Annotated in this window: 24 protein-coding genes; 3 read left to right on the forward strand and 21 right to left on the reverse strand. The window is 66.6% G+C overall.

The genetic code is table 11. The annotated features are described in order from the left end of the window. Window positions 1-3 precede the first annotated feature (3 nt). The 7 genes from FFI97_RS23615 to FFI97_RS23645 all read right to left on the reverse strand — a co-directional run bounded on the left by FFI97_RS23615 (window position 4) and on the right by FFI97_RS23645 (window position 4,901). On the reverse strand, window positions 4-495 hold the full coding sequence (locus FFI97_RS23615; protein WP_139700409.1) for a DUF4260 domain-containing protein: 492 nt from the start codon (window positions 493-495) through the stop codon (window positions 4-6). Then, complete coding sequence (locus FFI97_RS23620) at window positions 488-952, reverse strand: Spy/CpxP family protein refolding chaperone (RefSeq protein ID WP_139700411.1); 465 nt, start codon at window positions 950-952, stop codon at window positions 488-490. The genes FFI97_RS23615 and FFI97_RS23620 overlap by 8 nt, the downstream gene beginning before the upstream one ends. An 83-nt stretch (window positions 953-1,035) precedes the next feature. Next, window positions 1,036-1,419 (reverse strand): hypothetical protein, encoded by a 384-nt coding sequence (locus FFI97_RS23625; protein ID WP_062478905.1) that lies wholly within the window; start codon window positions 1,417-1,419, stop codon window positions 1,036-1,038. Between the two features lie 247 nt (window positions 1,420-1,666). Further along, on the reverse strand, window positions 1,667-3,472 hold the full coding sequence (ptsP, locus tag FFI97_RS23630; RefSeq protein WP_139700413.1) for a phosphoenolpyruvate--protein phosphotransferase: 1,806 nt from the start codon (window positions 3,470-3,472) through the stop codon (window positions 1,667-1,669). Window positions 3,473-3,482: 10 nt separating this feature from the next. Next, window positions 3,483-3,752 carry an HPr family phosphocarrier protein gene (locus FFI97_RS23635; RefSeq protein WP_062478901.1) on the reverse strand — a complete coding sequence of 90 codons (270 nt, stop codon included), beginning with the start codon at window positions 3,750-3,752 and terminating at the stop codon, window positions 3,483-3,485. Then, window positions 3,721-4,176 carry a PTS sugar transporter subunit IIA gene (locus FFI97_RS23640; protein ID WP_062478898.1) on the reverse strand — a complete coding sequence of 152 codons (456 nt, stop codon included), beginning with the start codon at window positions 4,174-4,176 and terminating at the stop codon, window positions 3,721-3,723. Before FFI97_RS23640 ends, FFI97_RS23635 begins: the two co-directional genes overlap by 32 nt. 188 nt (window positions 4,177-4,364) lie before the next feature. Further along, entirely contained in the window at window positions 4,365-4,901 is a 537-nt protein-coding gene (locus FFI97_RS23645) for a hypothetical protein (RefSeq protein WP_139700415.1), read from the reverse strand. A gap of 102 nt (window positions 4,902-5,003) precedes the next feature. Between FFI97_RS23645 and FFI97_RS23650 the strand changes: the two genes are divergently transcribed. After that, on the forward strand, window positions 5,004-5,501 hold the full coding sequence (locus FFI97_RS23650; protein WP_070061896.1) for a TlpA disulfide reductase family protein: 498 nt from the start codon (window positions 5,004-5,006) through the stop codon (window positions 5,499-5,501). Window positions 5,502-5,648: 147 nt separating this feature from the next. On the opposite strand, the gene FFI97_RS23655 is transcribed toward FFI97_RS23650, so the two are convergent. Next, the gene (locus FFI97_RS23655; protein WP_139700417.1) at window positions 5,649-6,095 is read right to left on the reverse strand and encodes a c-type cytochrome; all 447 of its coding nucleotides are present in this window, start codon (window positions 6,093-6,095) and stop codon (window positions 5,649-5,651) included. Window positions 6,096-6,255: 160 nt separating this feature from the next. Here FFI97_RS23655 and FFI97_RS23660 point away from each other — a divergent pair, with 160 nt between their 5' ends. Continuing rightward, a complete protein-coding gene (locus FFI97_RS23660; protein WP_062478887.1) occupies window positions 6,256-6,963 on the forward strand; it encodes a cytochrome b/b6 domain-containing protein in 708 nt (235 codons plus the stop codon). Continuing rightward, the gene (locus tag FFI97_RS23665) at window positions 6,960-7,550 is read left to right on the forward strand and encodes a GNAT family N-acetyltransferase (protein WP_139700419.1); all 591 of its coding nucleotides are present in this window, start codon (window positions 6,960-6,962) and stop codon (window positions 7,548-7,550) included. Before FFI97_RS23660 ends, FFI97_RS23665 begins: the two co-directional genes overlap by 4 nt. Window positions 7,551-7,659: 109 nt before the next feature. Here FFI97_RS23665 and FFI97_RS23670 read toward each other — a convergent pair whose 3' ends face one another. From FFI97_RS23670 to FFI97_RS23730, 13 genes are all read right to left on the reverse strand, one after another. After that, entirely contained in the window at window positions 7,660-8,166 is a 507-nt protein-coding gene (locus FFI97_RS23670; RefSeq protein ID WP_070061892.1) for a peroxiredoxin, read from the reverse strand. Window positions 8,167-8,249: 83 nt separating this feature from the next. Next, on the reverse strand, window positions 8,250-8,519 hold the full coding sequence (gene rpsQ / locus FFI97_RS23675) for a 30S ribosomal protein S17 (RefSeq protein ID WP_062478880.1): 270 nt from the start codon (window positions 8,517-8,519) through the stop codon (window positions 8,250-8,252). Between the two features lie 9 nt (window positions 8,520-8,528). Continuing rightward, window positions 8,529-8,738 (reverse strand): 50S ribosomal protein L29, encoded by a 210-nt coding sequence (gene rpmC / locus FFI97_RS23680; RefSeq protein ID WP_056577224.1) that lies wholly within the window; start codon window positions 8,736-8,738, stop codon window positions 8,529-8,531. A gap of 55 nt (window positions 8,739-8,793) precedes the next feature. Next, window positions 8,794-9,210, reverse strand: coding sequence for a 50S ribosomal protein L16 (gene rplP / locus FFI97_RS23685; RefSeq protein ID WP_007838137.1), 417 nt, complete (start codon window positions 9,208-9,210; stop codon window positions 8,794-8,796). A gap of 52 nt (window positions 9,211-9,262) precedes the next feature. Continuing rightward, window positions 9,263-10,174, reverse strand: a complete 912-nt coding sequence (gene rpsC / locus FFI97_RS23690; RefSeq protein ID WP_062478877.1) for a 30S ribosomal protein S3 — start codon at window positions 10,172-10,174, stop codon at window positions 9,263-9,265. Window positions 10,175-10,191: 17 nt separating this feature from the next. Then, complete coding sequence (gene rplV, locus FFI97_RS23695) at window positions 10,192-10,524, reverse strand: 50S ribosomal protein L22 (protein ID WP_007838134.1); 333 nt, start codon at window positions 10,522-10,524, stop codon at window positions 10,192-10,194. Window positions 10,525-10,533: 9 nt separating this feature from the next. Next, window positions 10,534-10,812, reverse strand: coding sequence for a 30S ribosomal protein S19 (rpsS, locus tag FFI97_RS23700; RefSeq protein WP_062478874.1), 279 nt, complete (start codon window positions 10,810-10,812; stop codon window positions 10,534-10,536). A 10-nt stretch (window positions 10,813-10,822) separates the two neighbouring features. After that, a complete protein-coding gene (gene rplB, locus FFI97_RS23705) occupies window positions 10,823-11,647 on the reverse strand; it encodes a 50S ribosomal protein L2 (protein WP_056576555.1) in 825 nt (274 codons plus the stop codon). 2 nt (window positions 11,648-11,649) lie between these two features. Further along, window positions 11,650-11,985 carry a 50S ribosomal protein L23 gene (gene rplW, locus FFI97_RS23710; RefSeq protein WP_056576559.1) on the reverse strand — a complete coding sequence of 112 codons (336 nt, stop codon included), beginning with the start codon at window positions 11,983-11,985 and terminating at the stop codon, window positions 11,650-11,652. Then, window positions 11,982-12,602 carry a 50S ribosomal protein L4 gene (gene rplD, locus FFI97_RS23715; RefSeq protein ID WP_062478869.1) on the reverse strand — a complete coding sequence of 207 codons (621 nt, stop codon included), beginning with the start codon at window positions 12,600-12,602 and terminating at the stop codon, window positions 11,982-11,984. Before rplD ends, rplW begins: the two co-directional genes overlap by 4 nt. Next, window positions 12,602-13,282: a 50S ribosomal protein L3 gene (rplC, locus tag FFI97_RS23720; RefSeq protein ID WP_062478866.1), complete on the reverse strand. Its 681-nt coding sequence runs from the start codon at window positions 13,280-13,282 to the stop codon at window positions 12,602-12,604. The genes rplD and rplC overlap by 1 nt, the downstream gene beginning before the upstream one ends. Before the next feature lie 236 nt (window positions 13,283-13,518). Then, on the reverse strand, window positions 13,519-14,073 hold the full coding sequence (locus tag FFI97_RS23725) for a hypothetical protein (RefSeq protein ID WP_139700421.1): 555 nt from the start codon (window positions 14,071-14,073) through the stop codon (window positions 13,519-13,521). Window positions 14,074-14,090: 17 nt separating this feature from the next. Further along, window positions 14,091-15,677 carry a hypothetical protein gene (locus FFI97_RS23730; RefSeq protein ID WP_139700423.1) on the reverse strand — a complete coding sequence of 529 codons (1,587 nt, stop codon included), beginning with the start codon at window positions 15,675-15,677 and terminating at the stop codon, window positions 14,091-14,093. Window positions 15,678-15,796: the final 119 nt, after the last annotated feature.

The raw sequence follows: 15,796 nt of genomic DNA on the forward strand, positions 1-15,796 counted from the left end.
CACTCACCACGGATCGGCGCGGCCGATGCGGCCGAGGTGGGTGGACGCAAAGCCCGTCGCGTACTTCAGGCCGAAGCCCAGCGCATGGTCGAGCCCGACGCGGGCCAGCCAGATCAGGCCACCGGCCACCGCCCACGGCTGCGCCGCGAACACGCCCAGCGCCAGCAGCAGCACCGGCCCGATCAGCGCATGCGCCGCGTTGTACAGCGCCGCGCCGACACGCGGCCCCGCGAGGTAGCCGAGCAGCGAAAGGTCGGGCGCGAACAGCCAGAGCGCGAACACGCCCCAGCCCATGCCGAACTGGGCATAGCCGACCAGCGCAACAGCGAGCACCACCGCGCCCTCGAAACGCAGCACGGTGCGCACGCCGTCCATGGCCGGAGCTTCGGGTTCGCGGGACACCACGGAGGCGACGTGGTACTGCGGCGCCCGCAGAGCGGGTCGATGCAGCGACACGAAGCGCGCCCAGCCCGGGGGCGAGCCCATTTCAGCCATGACGGGACCAGCGGCGACCGCCGCGCTCCATGAAGTCACGCACCTTCTGTTGCTGGGCGGGGTTCAGGTGGTCGAAGAAATCGGCCGCGGCGGCGATCACCTCGGGGCTGCCGGTGCGCACCACGGAGGTCTTCTCTTCGATCAAGCGCGCGGCGCCGGCCTGGTCGAGCGTGTTGCCCGCGAACAGCGCCTTAAACTGCGAGCGCGGATCGCCCGAGCCGCCCGCACCGCGCATCGCCTGGCGCTGCGCCTGCAGCTTCTCGGCCAGCACGGTGAGCTTCTGCTTCTGTGCGGCGTCGAGCTCGAGCTTGCTGCCGACGCGCTCGACCATCTTGGCGCGGAACTCGGCGCTGTCGCCGCCCCAGCCGTGGCGGTGGCCGGCACAGCCGGCGATGCTGCCGGCGACGACGGCCAGGCCGGCGAATCCGAACAGGGTTCGTTTGATCCAGTGCTTCATGGGGGTGCTCCTTCATGCGCCCCTGCGCGGGGCTGCTTCAGTGATGAACGTGGCGACGGCGGCGACGCATGCGCCGCAGTGGCTCAGAGGCGGTTGCCGCTGTCGCGCGCGGCGGCGGCACGCGCGTCGACGGGGTTCTGCATCGTCGAGATGACCTTGCTGTTCACGCGCGAGCCGGAGGTCACGTTCTGGTCGGGGGCGGCGGCGGTGCGCACGGCTTCGGCGATGACGCGGGCGCGGTCGGTCGACACGGCCACGGTCTCGGGGCCGCGCGAACCGCGCACGACGTTCTGGTCAGGTGCGGCGGCGGCACGCACGGCTTCGGCGTTGACGTCGGCGCGGCTCATGGCCGACACGGGCGCGTGGACGCCCTCGTAGCTTTCAGCCTTGGCGCCGGCGGCGGCGAGCATGGCGAAGGAACCGACAGCGACGAGCTGCGCGAGGGAGAAGGACGACTTGACGATCATGATGCAGGCCTTTCTTTCAGGGGTTGGAAGAGGAGACCTGATGGTGCGCGCCGATGCCCCGAGAGTCCTTTCACCTCGGTATCGCCGTATTTCGGTTTGTTTCACCAGGATTGGCTCCCCCCCAGGCTGCGCGCACTTCGTGTCGCTTCGCCAACCCCCTGCCGGGGGCAACACCGACGGCCCGGCAAAGCCGGTTCCGTGGTGTTCCTGGTGCTTGCGTGCCGCCGCGAAGGGCGGGGTTGCGGGCTCAGCCCGCGAGTGCGGCCGCGGGATCGTCCGCGTCGAGCACGCCCTGCGCCCAGGGTTCGAGCTTGCCGGTGTCGGCGCGCAGCACTTCCTGCTTCACGGCGAGGATGCGCGAGGGGTGCATGGAGAAACTGCGCAGGCCCAGGCCCAGCAGCAGGCGCGTGAAGGCGACGTCGCCCGCCATCTCGCCGCACACCGACACGCCCTTGCCCTGGCGGCGGCACTCGGTGATGGTGTCGGCCACGAGCTTGAGCACCGCGGGGTGCGCGGGGTCGTAGAGGTGGGCGACGGCTTCGTCGGCGCGGTCGATGGCCAGCGTGTACTGGATCAGGTCGTTGGTGCCGATCGACAGGAAGTCGAAGTGCTTGAGGAAGGTCTTGAGCGTGAGCGCGGCGGCCGGGATCTCGATCATGGCGCCGAGCTTGACCGGGCCGTACACCGCGCCGCGGTTGTCGAGTTCGGCGCGCGCGAAGTCGATGAGCGACAGCGTCTGGCGGATCTCGCTGGCGTGCGCGAGCATCGGAATGAGCAGGTGGATCTCGCCGTGCGCCGCCGCGCGCAGGATGGCACGCAGCTGCGTGAGGAACATCGCCGGATCGGCCAGGCTCCAGCGGATGGCGCGCAGGCCGAGCGCGGGATTCAGGTGCTCCTGCTTGCTGCCCGACTTGCCGTCCAGCGGCTTGTCGGCGCCGACGTCGATGGTGCGGATGGTGACGGGCATGCCCTGCATGCCCTCGACCGCGCGCTTGTAGGCCTGGTACTGCTCTTCTTCGTCGGGCAGGCGCGTCTGGCGCGCCGAGTTCTCGCGGCCCATGAAGAGAAATTCGCTGCGAAAGAGGCCCACGCCCACGGCGCCGGCCTTGACGGCGCCGGCCGTGTCCTCGGGCATCTCGATGTTGGCCAACAGGTCGACGCGCTGGCCGTCGAGCGTGACGGCGGGCTTGTGGCGCAGCCGCGCGAGCCGCCCGCGTTCGAGGTCGCCCTGGCGCTGCTTGAAGCCGTACTCGGCCAGGATGATCGGCGACGGGTCGACGATCATCACGCCGGCTTCGCCGTCGATGATCACCCAGTCGTCCTGGCGCACCAGCTGGCTCGCGGAGCGCGCGCCGACGATGGCCGGGATGTCCATGCTGCGCGCGACGATGGCGGTGTGCGAGGTGCGCCCGCCCACGTCGGTCACGAAGCCCGCGAACACGCTCTTCTTGAACTGCAGCATGTCGGCCGGCGAGAGGTCGTGCGCAATGAGCACCAGCGGCACGTCGAAGCCGTCGCCCGCGGTGGGGTCGTCGTCTTCGTCGTCGTGCGCGGCGGCGGCGCGCTTGCGCCGCGGCGGGCTCGGCGCGAGCACGGCGGCCGTGCCCTTCATGCGATGCAGCATGCGCTCGACCACCTGTTCGAGGTCGGCCTTGCGCTCGCGCAGGTACGGGTCCTCCATCTCGTCGAACTGGCGCGCGATGATCTCGAGCTGCGTGGTCAGCGCCCATTCGGCGTTGTACAGCCGCTCGCTGATCCAGTGCTTCACGCCGCCGCTGAGCACGTCGTCCTGCAGCAGCATCTGGTGCACCTCGAGCAGCGCGGCGAGCTCGTGCGGCGCGTCGTTGGGGCCCATCTGCGCCACGCTGGCCTGCAGCTTGGTGAGCTCGTCGGCCACCGCGTTGCGCGCGGTGCGCACGCGGTCGATCTCGGTCTCGATCTCTTCAGGCTTGATGAAGTAGTGCGCCACGTCGATGCGGCTGGACACCACCAGCACCGCGCGGCCGATGGCAATGCCACGGGCGACCGGGAGACCGTGGACTGCGAAGGTCATGCGCGGGTCCTTATTCGCCTTCGCCGAACTTGTCGTCCATCAGTTGGACGATGGCGTTCATGGCTTCATCTTCCTGCGGGCCGTTGGTCTCGAGCTCGACGGTCACGCCGAGGCCGGCGGCCAGCATCATGACGCCCATGATGCTCTTGGCGTTGATGCGGCGGTCGCCGCGCGACAGCCACACCTCGCAGGGGAAGCTGCCGGCGAGCTTGGTCAGCTTGGCCGACGCGCGTGCGTGCAGGCCCAGCTTATTGCTGATGGTCACGGATTTCTTGATCACTGTGCTTTCTTTTCGCCTGGTTCTGGGGAGCCGCCACCGCCACCTGCATCACGCCGGCGGTGCCGCCCGCGAGGGCCCGCTGCACCAGGGTGTCGAGCGGTTCGTGGCGGTAGGTGACGGCGCGCAGCAGCATCGGCAGGTTGACACCGGCCACGAGCCGCGAGCGCACGCCGTCCACCAGCTTCTGCGCGACGTTGCAGGGCGTGGCGCCGAACACGTCGGCCAGCACCAGCACCTGCGAGCGCGGGGCATGCAACTGCTGCGCGAGCGTGATGCGCGCGGCGGCCAGCGTTTCCTCGGGCGACACGTTGGGCAGCACGTCGAGGGCCACGACGGCCTGTTCGCAGTCGGGGAACACATGCAGCGCGCACTGCCGCAGCGCCTGTGCGAACGGAGAGTGGGCAATGATGAGGATGCTGTTCATGCGGCTCGGAGGACGACGCGTCGATTATGCGGGGGCGCCCAAAGGAAGTAGAGACATCGAGGACACAACGCGGCAACCGGGGAAAGCGGCCATGGCGGGCGCGTGACCGGGGGGTCGATTCGCGCGGCGGCAACAGCTATGAAAACGATAGCTGGCCCACGCATCGCGGCCTGTCGGCCGGCCCCTGCTCATGGCAGGCGCAGGCCCTCGAAGAAGGTCTTGGTCGCCTCGGGCGAGGACGGGCGGCCGAGCACGGTGGCTTGGTAGAGCGACACGCTGCCGTCTTTCTGCGACTGCGCGAACCAGAGCACCTGGACCGGCGCCACGCCCTGTTGCGCCGATTGCCCGTCGAGCCGCCACGGTGCGGGAACGGCCGTGGCGCGCGGCAAGGTGGCCGGCCCCTGGATCACCTGCGCGACGCCCAGCTGGCCGTGCGTGGCCGTGCGCCAGGCCGTGAGCCAGGCCTCGGCCTGCGCCGGGCTGGTGGCGGCGGCATGGGCCACGGCGAAGGTCGCGCCGCCGGCTTCGCAGCCGGTCATGTCGACCTGCACCGACTCGGCGCCCAACGGCAGCGCGCGCTGGGCGCGGTCGGCCTTGCAGGGCAGCAGCGCGACCAGGCCGGCGTCGGCGATCGGCACTTCGCGCCAGTTGAAGGTGGGGCTGCAAGCGCCCAGTGCGGCGGCCAGGGCCAGCACGGGCCAGAAGGGGGAAGGAAGCGAGGGCATCGGAGGACGATTATCGAGCGGCCTTCGGGGAATGAAGCGCGTGCGCCGGCGCGTTCCGGCACGCGGAACTAAAATCGCGCCGCCTCTCTCCTTCAGGTGCCCATGAAAAAATACATCGCTGCCGCCGCCGTCGTGATCGCCCTGGCCGCCGGCGTGGGCGTGTACCTCGGTTCGGGCAGCACGGCCGCTCCGGCCTCGACCTTCGTGCTGCTCGACGGCACCACCAAGAGCACGGCCGACCTGAAGGGCAAGGTCACGCTGGTCAACTTCTGGGCCACCAGCTGCGTGACCTGCGTGGCCGAGATGCCCAAGGTGATCTCGACCTACGACAAGTACAAGTCCAAGGGCTATGACACGCTGGCGGTGGCCATGAGCTACGACCCGCCGAGCTACGTCGTCAACTTCGCCGAAACCCGCAAGCTGCCGTTCAAGGTGGCGATCGACAACACCGGCAGCGTGGCGCAGGCCTGGGGCGACGTGAAGCTCACGCCGACCACCTTCATCGTCAACAAGAAGGGCGAGATCGTGAAGCGCTACGTGGGCGAGCCCGACTTCGCCGAGCTGCACAAGCTGATCGAGAAACTCCTGGCGGAAGCGTGACTCGCCCCCAGGCTGCGCGCACTTCGTGTCGCATCGCCCCCCTACCGGGGGCGATGCCAGCGGCCCGGCAAAGCCGGTTCCGCGGTATCCCTGGAATGAAAAAGGCGCTCCTTGCGGAGCGCCTTTTTCATTGCGAAAGCCCGCGGCTTACTGGTTGCGGAAGCTGTCGTGGCAGGCCTTGCAGCTGGCGCCGGTCGGGCCGAACTGGGCCTTGAGCGCGTCGATGTTGCCGGCCTTGGCGGCGATGACGAGCTTGCCGGTCTCGGCGATCACCTTGTCCTGGTGTTCCTTGAACTTCGCGGCTTCCTTCCAGACTTCGGGCTTGGCCTTGCCGCCTTCGGTGCCGGCGCCGAAACCAGCCCAGGGCAGCTTGGCCATGTCGGCGACGATTTCGGCGTTGGCAGCCGCAGCGGCGGCGTCGTAGGGCGCCCGGCCGTTGGCCATGGCGCCGAGGCGGCCGAAGTGCTGGGCCATCACGAACAGCGCGCTCTGGCGGTACTTGATGGCATCTTCGGGCTTGGCGAACTGTGCCACGGCGGGCAGGGACATCGCAGCGCAGGCGGCTGCAAGGGCGAACGAAGCAAAACGGGTCATCGTGGGTCCTTGTGTGGGGGTTTGGGCACCGTCGAACGCGGTGCTGCAGGCAGTGTAGGGGCTGCCCGTGTCGGGCGCATAGCAACAACCCGGTGGAACGACCGGGCCGGACTTTGCTAATCTGCGCCTTCCGCAGCCTCGCGCCCCGGCGCCTTTTTCGATGACCGACACCCTCTCGGTGGCCCGCACACGCGTCTGGGACCTGCCGACCCGCCTCTTTCACTGGGCGCTCGCCTTCGCCGTGATCGGCCTGATCGTGACGGGCCTGAACGGCATCATGGAATGGCATTTCCGCCTCGGCTACACCGTGCTGGCGCTGCTGCTGTTCCGGCTGATCTGGGGGGTCGTGGGCGGGCGCTGGTCGCGCTTCGCGGCCTTCATCTATGCGCCGGGCTCGGTCATCGCCTACCTGCGCGGCAAGTCGCACCCCGACCACCTGATCGGACACACGCCGCTGGGTGCGCTGTCGGTGTTCGCGGTGCTGGCGCTGTTGATCCTGCAGGTCGCCACCGGGCTGATGGCCGACGACGAGATTTCCGCCTCCGGGCCGCTGACCCGCTTCGTGTCGGGCGCGATGGTGAGCCTGGCGACGGGCTGGCACAAGGCGCAGGGCAAGTGGATCGTGATCGCCCTGGTGAGCCTGCATGTGCTGGCGGTGCTGTTCTACGTGCTGGTCAAGCGGCACCGGCTGGTCGGGCCGATGCTGTCGGGCGACAAGCTGGTGGTCGCGGGCGCGGCCTCCAACGGGAACGGCAATGGCAACGGCGTGGCCCCAAGCCGCGACGATGCGGTGTCGCGCACGCTGGCGCTGGTGCTGTTCGCGCTGTGCGCGGGCGTGGCGTTCTGGGTGGCGTCGTTGCGCGTATGAGCGGCTTTTCCGTCTCCCGCCCGTTACCACTGTCGGACACGCCGGCGGTGGTGCTGCTCACGCCCGACGAACCGCATGAAGTCGACGCCGTGCGCGCCATCTTCCGCGACTACGCGGGCTCGCTGGCCATCGACCTCGACTTCCAGGACTTCGACGGCGAGCTGGCCGGACTCCCCGGCGAGTACGCCGAGCCGCGCGGCACCTTGCTGCTGGCGCTGGTCGATCCCGCCCATGTGAACGAAGACGCCGGCCGCGCCGCGCCCACGCTGAAGCGCGCCGACGGCACGATCGCCCATGTGGCGGGCTGCTGCGCGCTGCGCCCGCTCGACACCACGGACTACGCGAACGCGGCGGAAATGAAACGGCTGTATGTGCGCCCCGGGTTCCGGGGGCTCGGGCTCGGCCGGCAGCTGGCCGAGGCCATCCTCGATGCGGCCCGCAGCGCAGGCTATGCCTGCGTGCTGCTCGACACCCTCGACGACATGGAGTCGGCGCGCGCCCTCTACGAAGACCTGGGCTTCGCGGAGGTGCCGCCCTACTATCACAACCCCGTCGCCGGGGCTCACTACCTCAAGGTAGAGCTCTAGGCTCGCCCCCAGGCTGCGCGCACTTCGTGTCGCTTCTCCAACCCCCTACCGGGGGCGGGCCGGCCGCTTCGGGCGGCCGTGCGCGGCGGCCCCCACGAAAGATCCGAGTTCAGCCGCGGGCTTGTGCGAGAAGCGTGTCGGCGTCGCTCACTTCGAACTTGCCCGGGCCTTCGACGTTCAGCGTCGCGACCTTGCCGTCCTTCACGAGCATCGAGTAGCGGTTGCTGCGCAGGCCCATGCCGCGGCCGGTCAGGTCAAGCGTGAGGCCTGTGGCCTTCGCGAAGTCGGCGCTGCCGTCGGCCAGCATGCGCACCTTGGCGCCGGTCTTCTGGTCGCGCGCCCAGGCGCCCATCACGAAGGCGTCGTTCACGCTCACGCACCAGATCTCGTCCACGCCGGCGGCCTTGAAGTCGTCGAAGTGCTGCACGTAGCCCGGCACGTGCTTGGCCGAGCAGGTGGGCGTGAAGGCGCCCGGCAGTGCGAACAGTGCGATGGTCTTGCCCGCCGTGGCCTTGGTCACGTCGACCGGGTTCGGGCCGATGCTGCAGCCCTCGCCCTCCACTTCGGAATATTCCTGCAGGGTGGCCGAAGGAAGGGTGTCGCCGACTTTGATCATGTGAATTGCTCCTGAAAAAGAAAAACGGCCCACATTGTGGGCCGTTTCCGGATGGGTTGCCTCAAGGGCGACCGAGTGCCTGATCAGACCAGGACGGCCTTCTCGACCAGACGGGTCACGACCCAGTTCTTGGTCTTCGAGATCGGACGGCTTTCCGTGATCTCGATGGTGTCGCCGAGGTGGTACTCGCCCTTTTCGTCATGGGCGTGGTACTTGCTCGTCTTGGCCACGATCTTGCCGTAGAGCTCGTGCTTCACACGGCGCTCGACCAGCACGGTCACGGTCTTGGCACGCTTGTCGCTGACCACCTTGCCGATCAAGGTGCGCTTGAGGGATTTTTTAGCTTCCGTCATGTTCACTCCTTACTTGGCGGCTTGGGTCTCTTGCTCTTTCTGAGCAAGAATGGTCTTGGCGCGAGCGATGTCGCGACGCGTCACGCGCAGCGTCGTGGTGTTCGACAGCTGTTGCGTGGCCTTCTGCATGCGCAGGCCGAAGTGGGCCTTCTGCAGATCCTTGATTTCGGCTTGCAGGCCTGCGACGTCCTTCGTGCGCAGGGTTGCGGCCTTCGTCACCTTGGCCGAAGCCGCGGTTTCTTTCTTCTTACGTGTTGCCATGGATGTTCTCCTCTCAGGCGCCGAGCTGGCGAGCGACGAACGTCGTGCGCAGCGGAAGCTTGGCGGCGGCCAGGCGGAACGCTTCGCGGGCGAGTTCTTCGGGCACGCCGACGATCTCGAACACGATCTTGCCAGGCTGGATTTCAGCGACGTAGTACTCGGGGTTGCCCTTACCGTTACCCATCCGCACTTCAGCGGGCTTGGTAGAGATCGGCTTGTCCGGGAACACGCGGATCCAGATACGGCCACCGCGCTTCACGTGACGCGAGATCGCGCGACGAGCGGCTTCGATCTGGCGCGCCGTGAGGCGACCGCGGTCGGTGCATTTGAGACCGAAGTCACCGAACGCAACCGAGTTACCCGTGGTTGCGATGCCGGTGTTGCGGCCCTTTTGTTCCTTGCGGAACTTTCTGCGTGCAGGTTGCAGCATGTTTTGTTACTCCGTGAGGGCCCCAGGCACTTGCGTGCCCGGGAGCGACCGATTACTCGGTCTTGGCACCGTCCGCTGCTGCAGCGGGCGCGGCTTTGCGGACGCGCTTAACGGCGGGTTTCGAGTCTGCACCGGCACCGCCGGTTGCTTCTGCGGGCTTGTCGCTACCATCGGCCGGAGCGGTGTTGCCACCGATCGGACCACGGGCACCGGCACGGGGGCCGGGACCACGACGGTCGCCACCCGGACGGTCGCCAGGGCGACCATCACGGCGGGGACCACGCGGGCGGCGCTCTTCGTCCGGACGCGGCGTTTCGACGGCCGGCAGGTCGTTGCGACCCAGCGTGTCGCCCTTGTAGACCCAGACCTTGACGCCGATGACGCCGTAGGTGGTCTTGGCTTCCGAGGTGCCGTAGTCGATGTCGGCGCGCAGGGTGTGAAGCGGCACGCGGCCTTCGCGGTACCACTCGGTACGTGCGATTTCGATGCCGTTCAGACGGCCAGCCGACATGATCTTGATGCCCAGGGCACCCAGACGCATGGCGTTCTGCATGGCGCGCTTCATGGCGCGGCGGAACATGATCCGCTTTTCGAGCTGCTGCGTGATGCTGTCGGCGATCAGCTGCGCATCGATTTCGGGCTTGCGCACTTCTTCGATGTTGACCGCAACCGGCACGCCGAGCTGCTTGCCCAGTTCGCGCTTGAGGTTCTCGATGTCTTCGCCCTTCTTGCCGATCACGACGCCCGGACGAGCCGAGTAGATCGTGATGCGTGCGTTCTTGGCGGGACGCTCGATCATGACGCGCGACACCGAAGCGTTCTTCAGCTTCTTCTTCAGGTATTCGCGAACCTTGATGTCTTCGGCCAGCATGCCCGCGAAATCGCGGTCGCTTGCGTACCAACGGCTGGACCAGTTACGGGTGACCGCAAGGCGGAACCCGGTTGGGTGGATTTTCTGTCCCATATTTCTTCCAGGCCTTCTTAGTTGCCAACCGTCACGTACACATGGCACGTGGGCTTGCTGATGCGATTGCCGCGACCCTTGGCGCGCGCCGTGAAGCGCTTGAGCGTTGCACCTTGCTCGACGTAGATGGTCTTGACCTTCAGCTCGTCGATGTCGGCACCGTCGTTGTGCTCGGCGTTGGCAATCGCCGACTCGAGCACCTTCTTGATGATCACAGCGGCCTTCTTCTGCGTGAATTGCAGAACGTTGAGCGCTTGATCGACCTTCTTGCCGCGGATCAGGTCCGCGACCAGACGGCCCTTGTCGACCGACAGGCGGACACCGCGGAGGACTGCACGTGTTTCAGACATGGTCGTTCCTTACTTCTTCTGGACTTTTTTGTCCGCGGGGTGCCCCTTGAACGTGCGCGTGAGCGCAAATTCGCCGAGCTTGTGGCCGACCATCTGGTCGGTGATGTACACGGGCACGTGTTGCTTGCCGTTGTGCACAGCGATGGTCAGACCGATGAACTCGGGCAGAACCATCGAGCGGCGCGACCAGGTCTTGATCGGCTTCTTGTCCTTGTTCGTCACGGCCTTGTCGGCCTTGGCCACGAGGTGGTGGTCGACGAAAGGACCCTTTTTGAGAGAGCGAGTCATTGGCTATCCCTTACTTCTTGCGACGCGACACGATGAAGACCTGCGTGCGCTTGTTGTTACGGGTGCGATAGCCCTTGGTCAGATTGCCCCACGGGTCGACAGGATGGCGGCCTTCGCCAGTCTTGCCTTCGCCACCACCGTGCGGGTGGTCGACCGGGTTCATCACCACGCCGCGAACGGTCGGGCGGATACCCATGTGACGCTTCACACCGGCCTTGCCGAGCTGGCGCAGGCTGTGTTCTTCGTTGGCCACTTCACCGATGGTCGCGCGGCATTCGATGTGAATGCGGCGGACTTCGCCCGAACGCATGCGGACCTGGGCGTAAACGCCTTCACGGGCCAGCAGCGTGGCCGAGGTACCGGCCGAACGTGCGATCTGCGCGCCCTTGCCGGGTTGCAGTTCGATGCAGTGGATCGTCGAACCCACGGGGATGTTGCGGATCGGCAGGGTGTTGCCGGCGCGGATCGGGGCTTCGGCGCCCGACATCAGGGTTGCACCGGCTTCCAGACCGCGCGGGGCGATGATGTAGCGGCGCTCGCCGTCGGCGTAGCAGACCAGAGCGATGTGGGCGGTGCGGTTCGGGTCGTACTCGATGCGTTCGACCTTGGCCGGGATGCCGTCCTTGTTGCGCACGAAGTCGACAATGCGGTAGTGGTGCTTGGCACCACCGCCACGATGGCGGATCGTGATGTGACCGTTGTTGTTACGGCCGGCCTTCTGGAACTGGGGTTCCAGCAGGGCTGCGTGAGGCGCACCCTTGTGCAGGTGGTCACGCGAAATCTTCACCGCGCCGCGTTGGCCCGGCGAAGTGGGTTTCATCTTGATGACGGCCATGATTAAGCGCCTTCCCCGACGAGGTTGAGCTCTTGACCGGCCTTCAGCGTCACATAAGCCTTGCGCACGTTGTCGCGGCGGCCGATGGACTTGCCAAAGCGCTTGGTCTTGCCCTTGGTGTTGAGCACCGACACGCCCTGGACTTCGACCTTGAACATCAGTTCAACAGCGGCCTTGATCTCGGGCTTGGTGGCGTCTTGCAGCACCTTGAAAGTGACAGCGTTCGACTTCTCGCCGACCATCGTGGCCTTTTCGGACACGATCGGTGCGACCAGCACGTTCATGAGACGGCCTTCGTCGAACTTACGTTGTGCAGGGGTGGGGTTCACGCGGCTCATGCGAACATCTCCTTGAGCTTGTCGACGGCACCCTTGGTGACCAGCACCTTCTTGTAGTGAACCAGCGACACCGGATCGGCGTAACGGGGTTCGACCACGAGGATGTTGACCAGATTGCGCGAGGCAAGGTACAGGTTTTCGTCGACTTCTTCGGCGATCACGAGCACGGACTCGAGATTCATTGCCTTGAAACGGGCTGCCAGCGGCTTCGTCTTGGGCGAATCCACGGTCAGCGAATCGACCACGGCCAGACGGCCTTCGCGAGCGAGCTGCGAGAAGATGGAGGCCATGCCGGCGCGGTACATCTTCTTGTTGATCTTCTGCGAGAAGTTTTCGTCAGGCATGTTCGGGAAGATCCGGCCGCCTCCGCGCCACAGGGGCGAGGACGTCATACCGGCGCGGGCGCGGCCCGTTCCCTTTTGCTTGAAAGGCTTCTTGGTCGAGTGCTTGACCTGTTCGCGGTCCTTCTGGGCGCGCGTGCCTTGACGGGCGTTGGCCTGGAATGCAACGACGATCTGGTGAACCAGGTCTTCGTTGTAGTCACGGCCGAACACGGTCTCGGGGGCGTCGTACTTCGACGCGGCCTGGCCTTGTTCGTTCAGGAGTTCGAGTTGCATTACTTCGCTCCTTCAGCCGCTTGCGGCTTGGCCTTGATGGCGGGACGCACGGTGACGAAGCCACCCTTCGAACCCGGGATCGCGCCCTTGATGAGCAGCAGCTGACGTGCTTCGTCGATGCGGAACACGTCGAGGTTTTGCGTCGTGCGGGTGACGTCGCCGAGGTGGCCCGTCATGCGCTTGCCGGGGAACACGCGACCGGGGTCTTGTGCCATGCCGATCGAGCCGGGCACGTTGTGCGAACGGCTGTTACCGTGCGACGCGCGCTGCGAGCTCATGTTGTGACGCTTGATCGTGCCGGCGTAGCCCTTGCCGATGGTCGTGCCTTGCACGTCCACCTTCTGGCCCACGGAGAACACACTGCTTGCCGCGATCACGCCGCCAGCCTTGTGCTGACCTGCGGTATCGGCGGTGACGCGGAATTCCTGGATGATTTCACCAGCTTCGACACCTGCCTTGGCAAGGTGGCCGGCTTGGGGCTTGGTCACGCGCGATGCTTTGCGCGAACCGAACGTCACCTGCAGGGCGACGTAGCCATCGGTCTCTTGGGACTTGATCTGGGTCACACGGTTGTTGGACACATCAACCACCGTGACAGGAACTGCGTCCCCGTCATCGGTGAAGAGACGCATCATCCCCACCTTGCGGCCCAGCAACCCGAGGGAGTTGCTCAGACTCATTTGTTTTCTCCAAAAATGGAAGACTTCCTTCGCCGCTGCCACTTCAATTGGCGACAGCGTTTGGCTGGTTTCCCGGCCTGCGAGAGAAGGTTGATAAATCTCCGCCAGAACGGCGCCCGAACGGACGCAACAAGGGCAGAGCCAGAGATTATAGCCCGCAGTCGAACCGGGGCGCAAGTGGCCCTTTTCGGGCCGGATTCAGGGGGTTCCGGCCCCGTTTCGGGTGGCTTTCGGGCCTATTTCGCGGGCAGCGAGATGATGTTGTCGCCGCCTGGCAGCGACTTGATCTCGCCGCCGGCCTTCATGGCGGGCGCCGCCGCGCCGGTCTGGATCGGGATGGAAATGGCGCTGGTCCGGCCGCCCTGCGTGATGAACACGTTCAGGTAGGCCAGCCCCTCGCCCTGGCTGACCACCGTGACGGAAGCGTCGGAGCGCTGCCCCGGCGGCAGGCTCAGCGACGCGCTGCCGGACAGCGTCAGCCCCGCATCGACCGTCAGTGCCACGCTGGCGCCCGCGGGGTCGCTGACGCCATCGAACTGGAGGACGACCACGGTCGGCTTGCCGGCCTGCGGCGCGCCGCCCAGCCGGTACTGCAGCTTGACGCCGGAGTCGTTGGGTTTTCTCGATGCGGTCACCCAGGGGGTGGCGGAGCCCTTCAGGCCTGCAGGCGACAACTTCGCGGTGGTGCGCGTCGGCGGCATCCCGTCAGCCAGGGCGCAGGCCGAGAGCGCGGACAGTGCAAGTCCCGCCGTCAGTGCGGCAGCCAGAGAGAGGCGAGTGTTCAGGATCATCGCGAGCCTTCCCTTCCTTATTGAACGAGCACGCTGAGGCACAGCGGTGAAGCAGAGGAGCTCGTCATTGCGGCATCCCGCACCGCCAGAACGTACTCACCCGTGCTCAGGCTGACCCGGTTGCCCGACCGGGCGATCTCCCCACCCCGGAAGACGTCGAAGTCCGGCACCGTGGCGCCCCCGACCGTGACTTGGTAGTCCCGGTTCGCTGGCGCGGTGAAGCGCAGGTAGGCGATGTTGCCGAGCTTGTTGCCCGCGCCCGCCACGTTGGAAACACAGACGTTGTTGAGCATCGCACCAACAGTCAAGGTCCGGTACATCGGCAGCACGCCGGTCACGGTGGGCAACCCGCCATCGTTCGTTTCGCCCGCGCCGAATGCATCGTTGGAGATGATGTTCTGCGCGCTCAGCAGGCTGTTCAGCGCCGAAGCGTTGCCAGGCGACGTCGCGTTGAACGCCGCGGCAAAGGCGTGGATCGACGTGACCGCCGCGCCGCTTCGGAACTGGAAGCCGGTCAAGGTGTCGTGGATGGGCTTGAAGCCAGCCTGCCGGTTGAGGTTCCACAGGATGGACTGGACCGACAGTTCGCGGAACCAGCCCGGATTGCTCGAAGGACCGGCCGACAGATCGAGCGGCTTGCCCCCGCCCTGCTGCCCGCCGGCAGTCGAATCCACATAGTTGCTTCGATTGAGGGCGATGCCCGACCACGCATTGCCCCAGCCCTCGGACAACGCGAGCCGGCGGTCGAGGCGGTCGCTCCCGTCATGCTCGCCGCCCATCGAATCGTCGCGGCTGAAGGCCGACTGGTAGTAGTGGCCCCACTCGTGCGCGATCACCGGCGCATCGAACTCGTCGGTGTCGACGTCTTCCTTGCCGAGCACGTAGATCTGCCGGCCGCTGCTTCCGTTGTTGAAGAAGAAGGTCGTGCCGATCTGCCCTGCCGCTAGGCTGCCGGCCGACGGCGCATTGTTGACGCTCCAGAAGACCTTCAGCACAGGGAACGCCGAGGCCGGCGCCACCGACAGCACCTTCTGCATCGAGGTGTAGACCGTGTCGAGCACCGCGAACGGCGCCGCGACGCGCGTCCCGCTGTAGCCAGAGCCTCCCCAGCCGCTGTCCGCGCGCAGGTCGCGCGTCAGTGCCACGCTGCCCGACGAAAAGCTCGCCGACTGCATCGAGTACAGCGCGTCGCTGCGGGTGTTGTCGCGCACCGTGACATCCCAGGTCGCGCCCGGACCGGTCCGGGTCAGCTGGGCCCGGACGCGCACGGTGATGTTCGTGTTCGCCGGCACCGAGACCGCGTAATTGCCACCGTCATCCGTGGTGGTCAACGCGAGCTGCGCCGATGTGTTGGCATCGAGCACCTCCACCGTGGCGCCGCGCACAGGCTTGGCCGCGGTGCTCGCGTACAGGAGGGGCCCGTTGTTGTTTGGCACCGAGTCGTAAGTGGCTTTCCCGCTCAGGGCGACCGGGTTCAGCACGATCGGCAGGCCGATGGGAAACCCACCGCCGCCTCCGCCACCACCACCTCCCCCACCGCAACCTGCCAGCAATGCCGCCGCGATGCACGCCGCACCGAATGCAAAAGAGAACTTCTGGCTCATCACGTGTGCTGCCCTCGTTTCAGCCCCGGCGCACTGCGTCCCGCAGGCCGGTGCGCGAGGATGCCACACTTGAGAAACAAACGTGAAGCACAAAAAAGCCCGCCTGCATTTCTGCAGGC

It is taken from the genome of Variovorax sp. KBS0712, from assembly GCF_006323185.2.
Lineage (GTDB): Bacteria > Pseudomonadota > Gammaproteobacteria > Burkholderiales > Burkholderiaceae_C > Variovorax > Variovorax boronicumulans.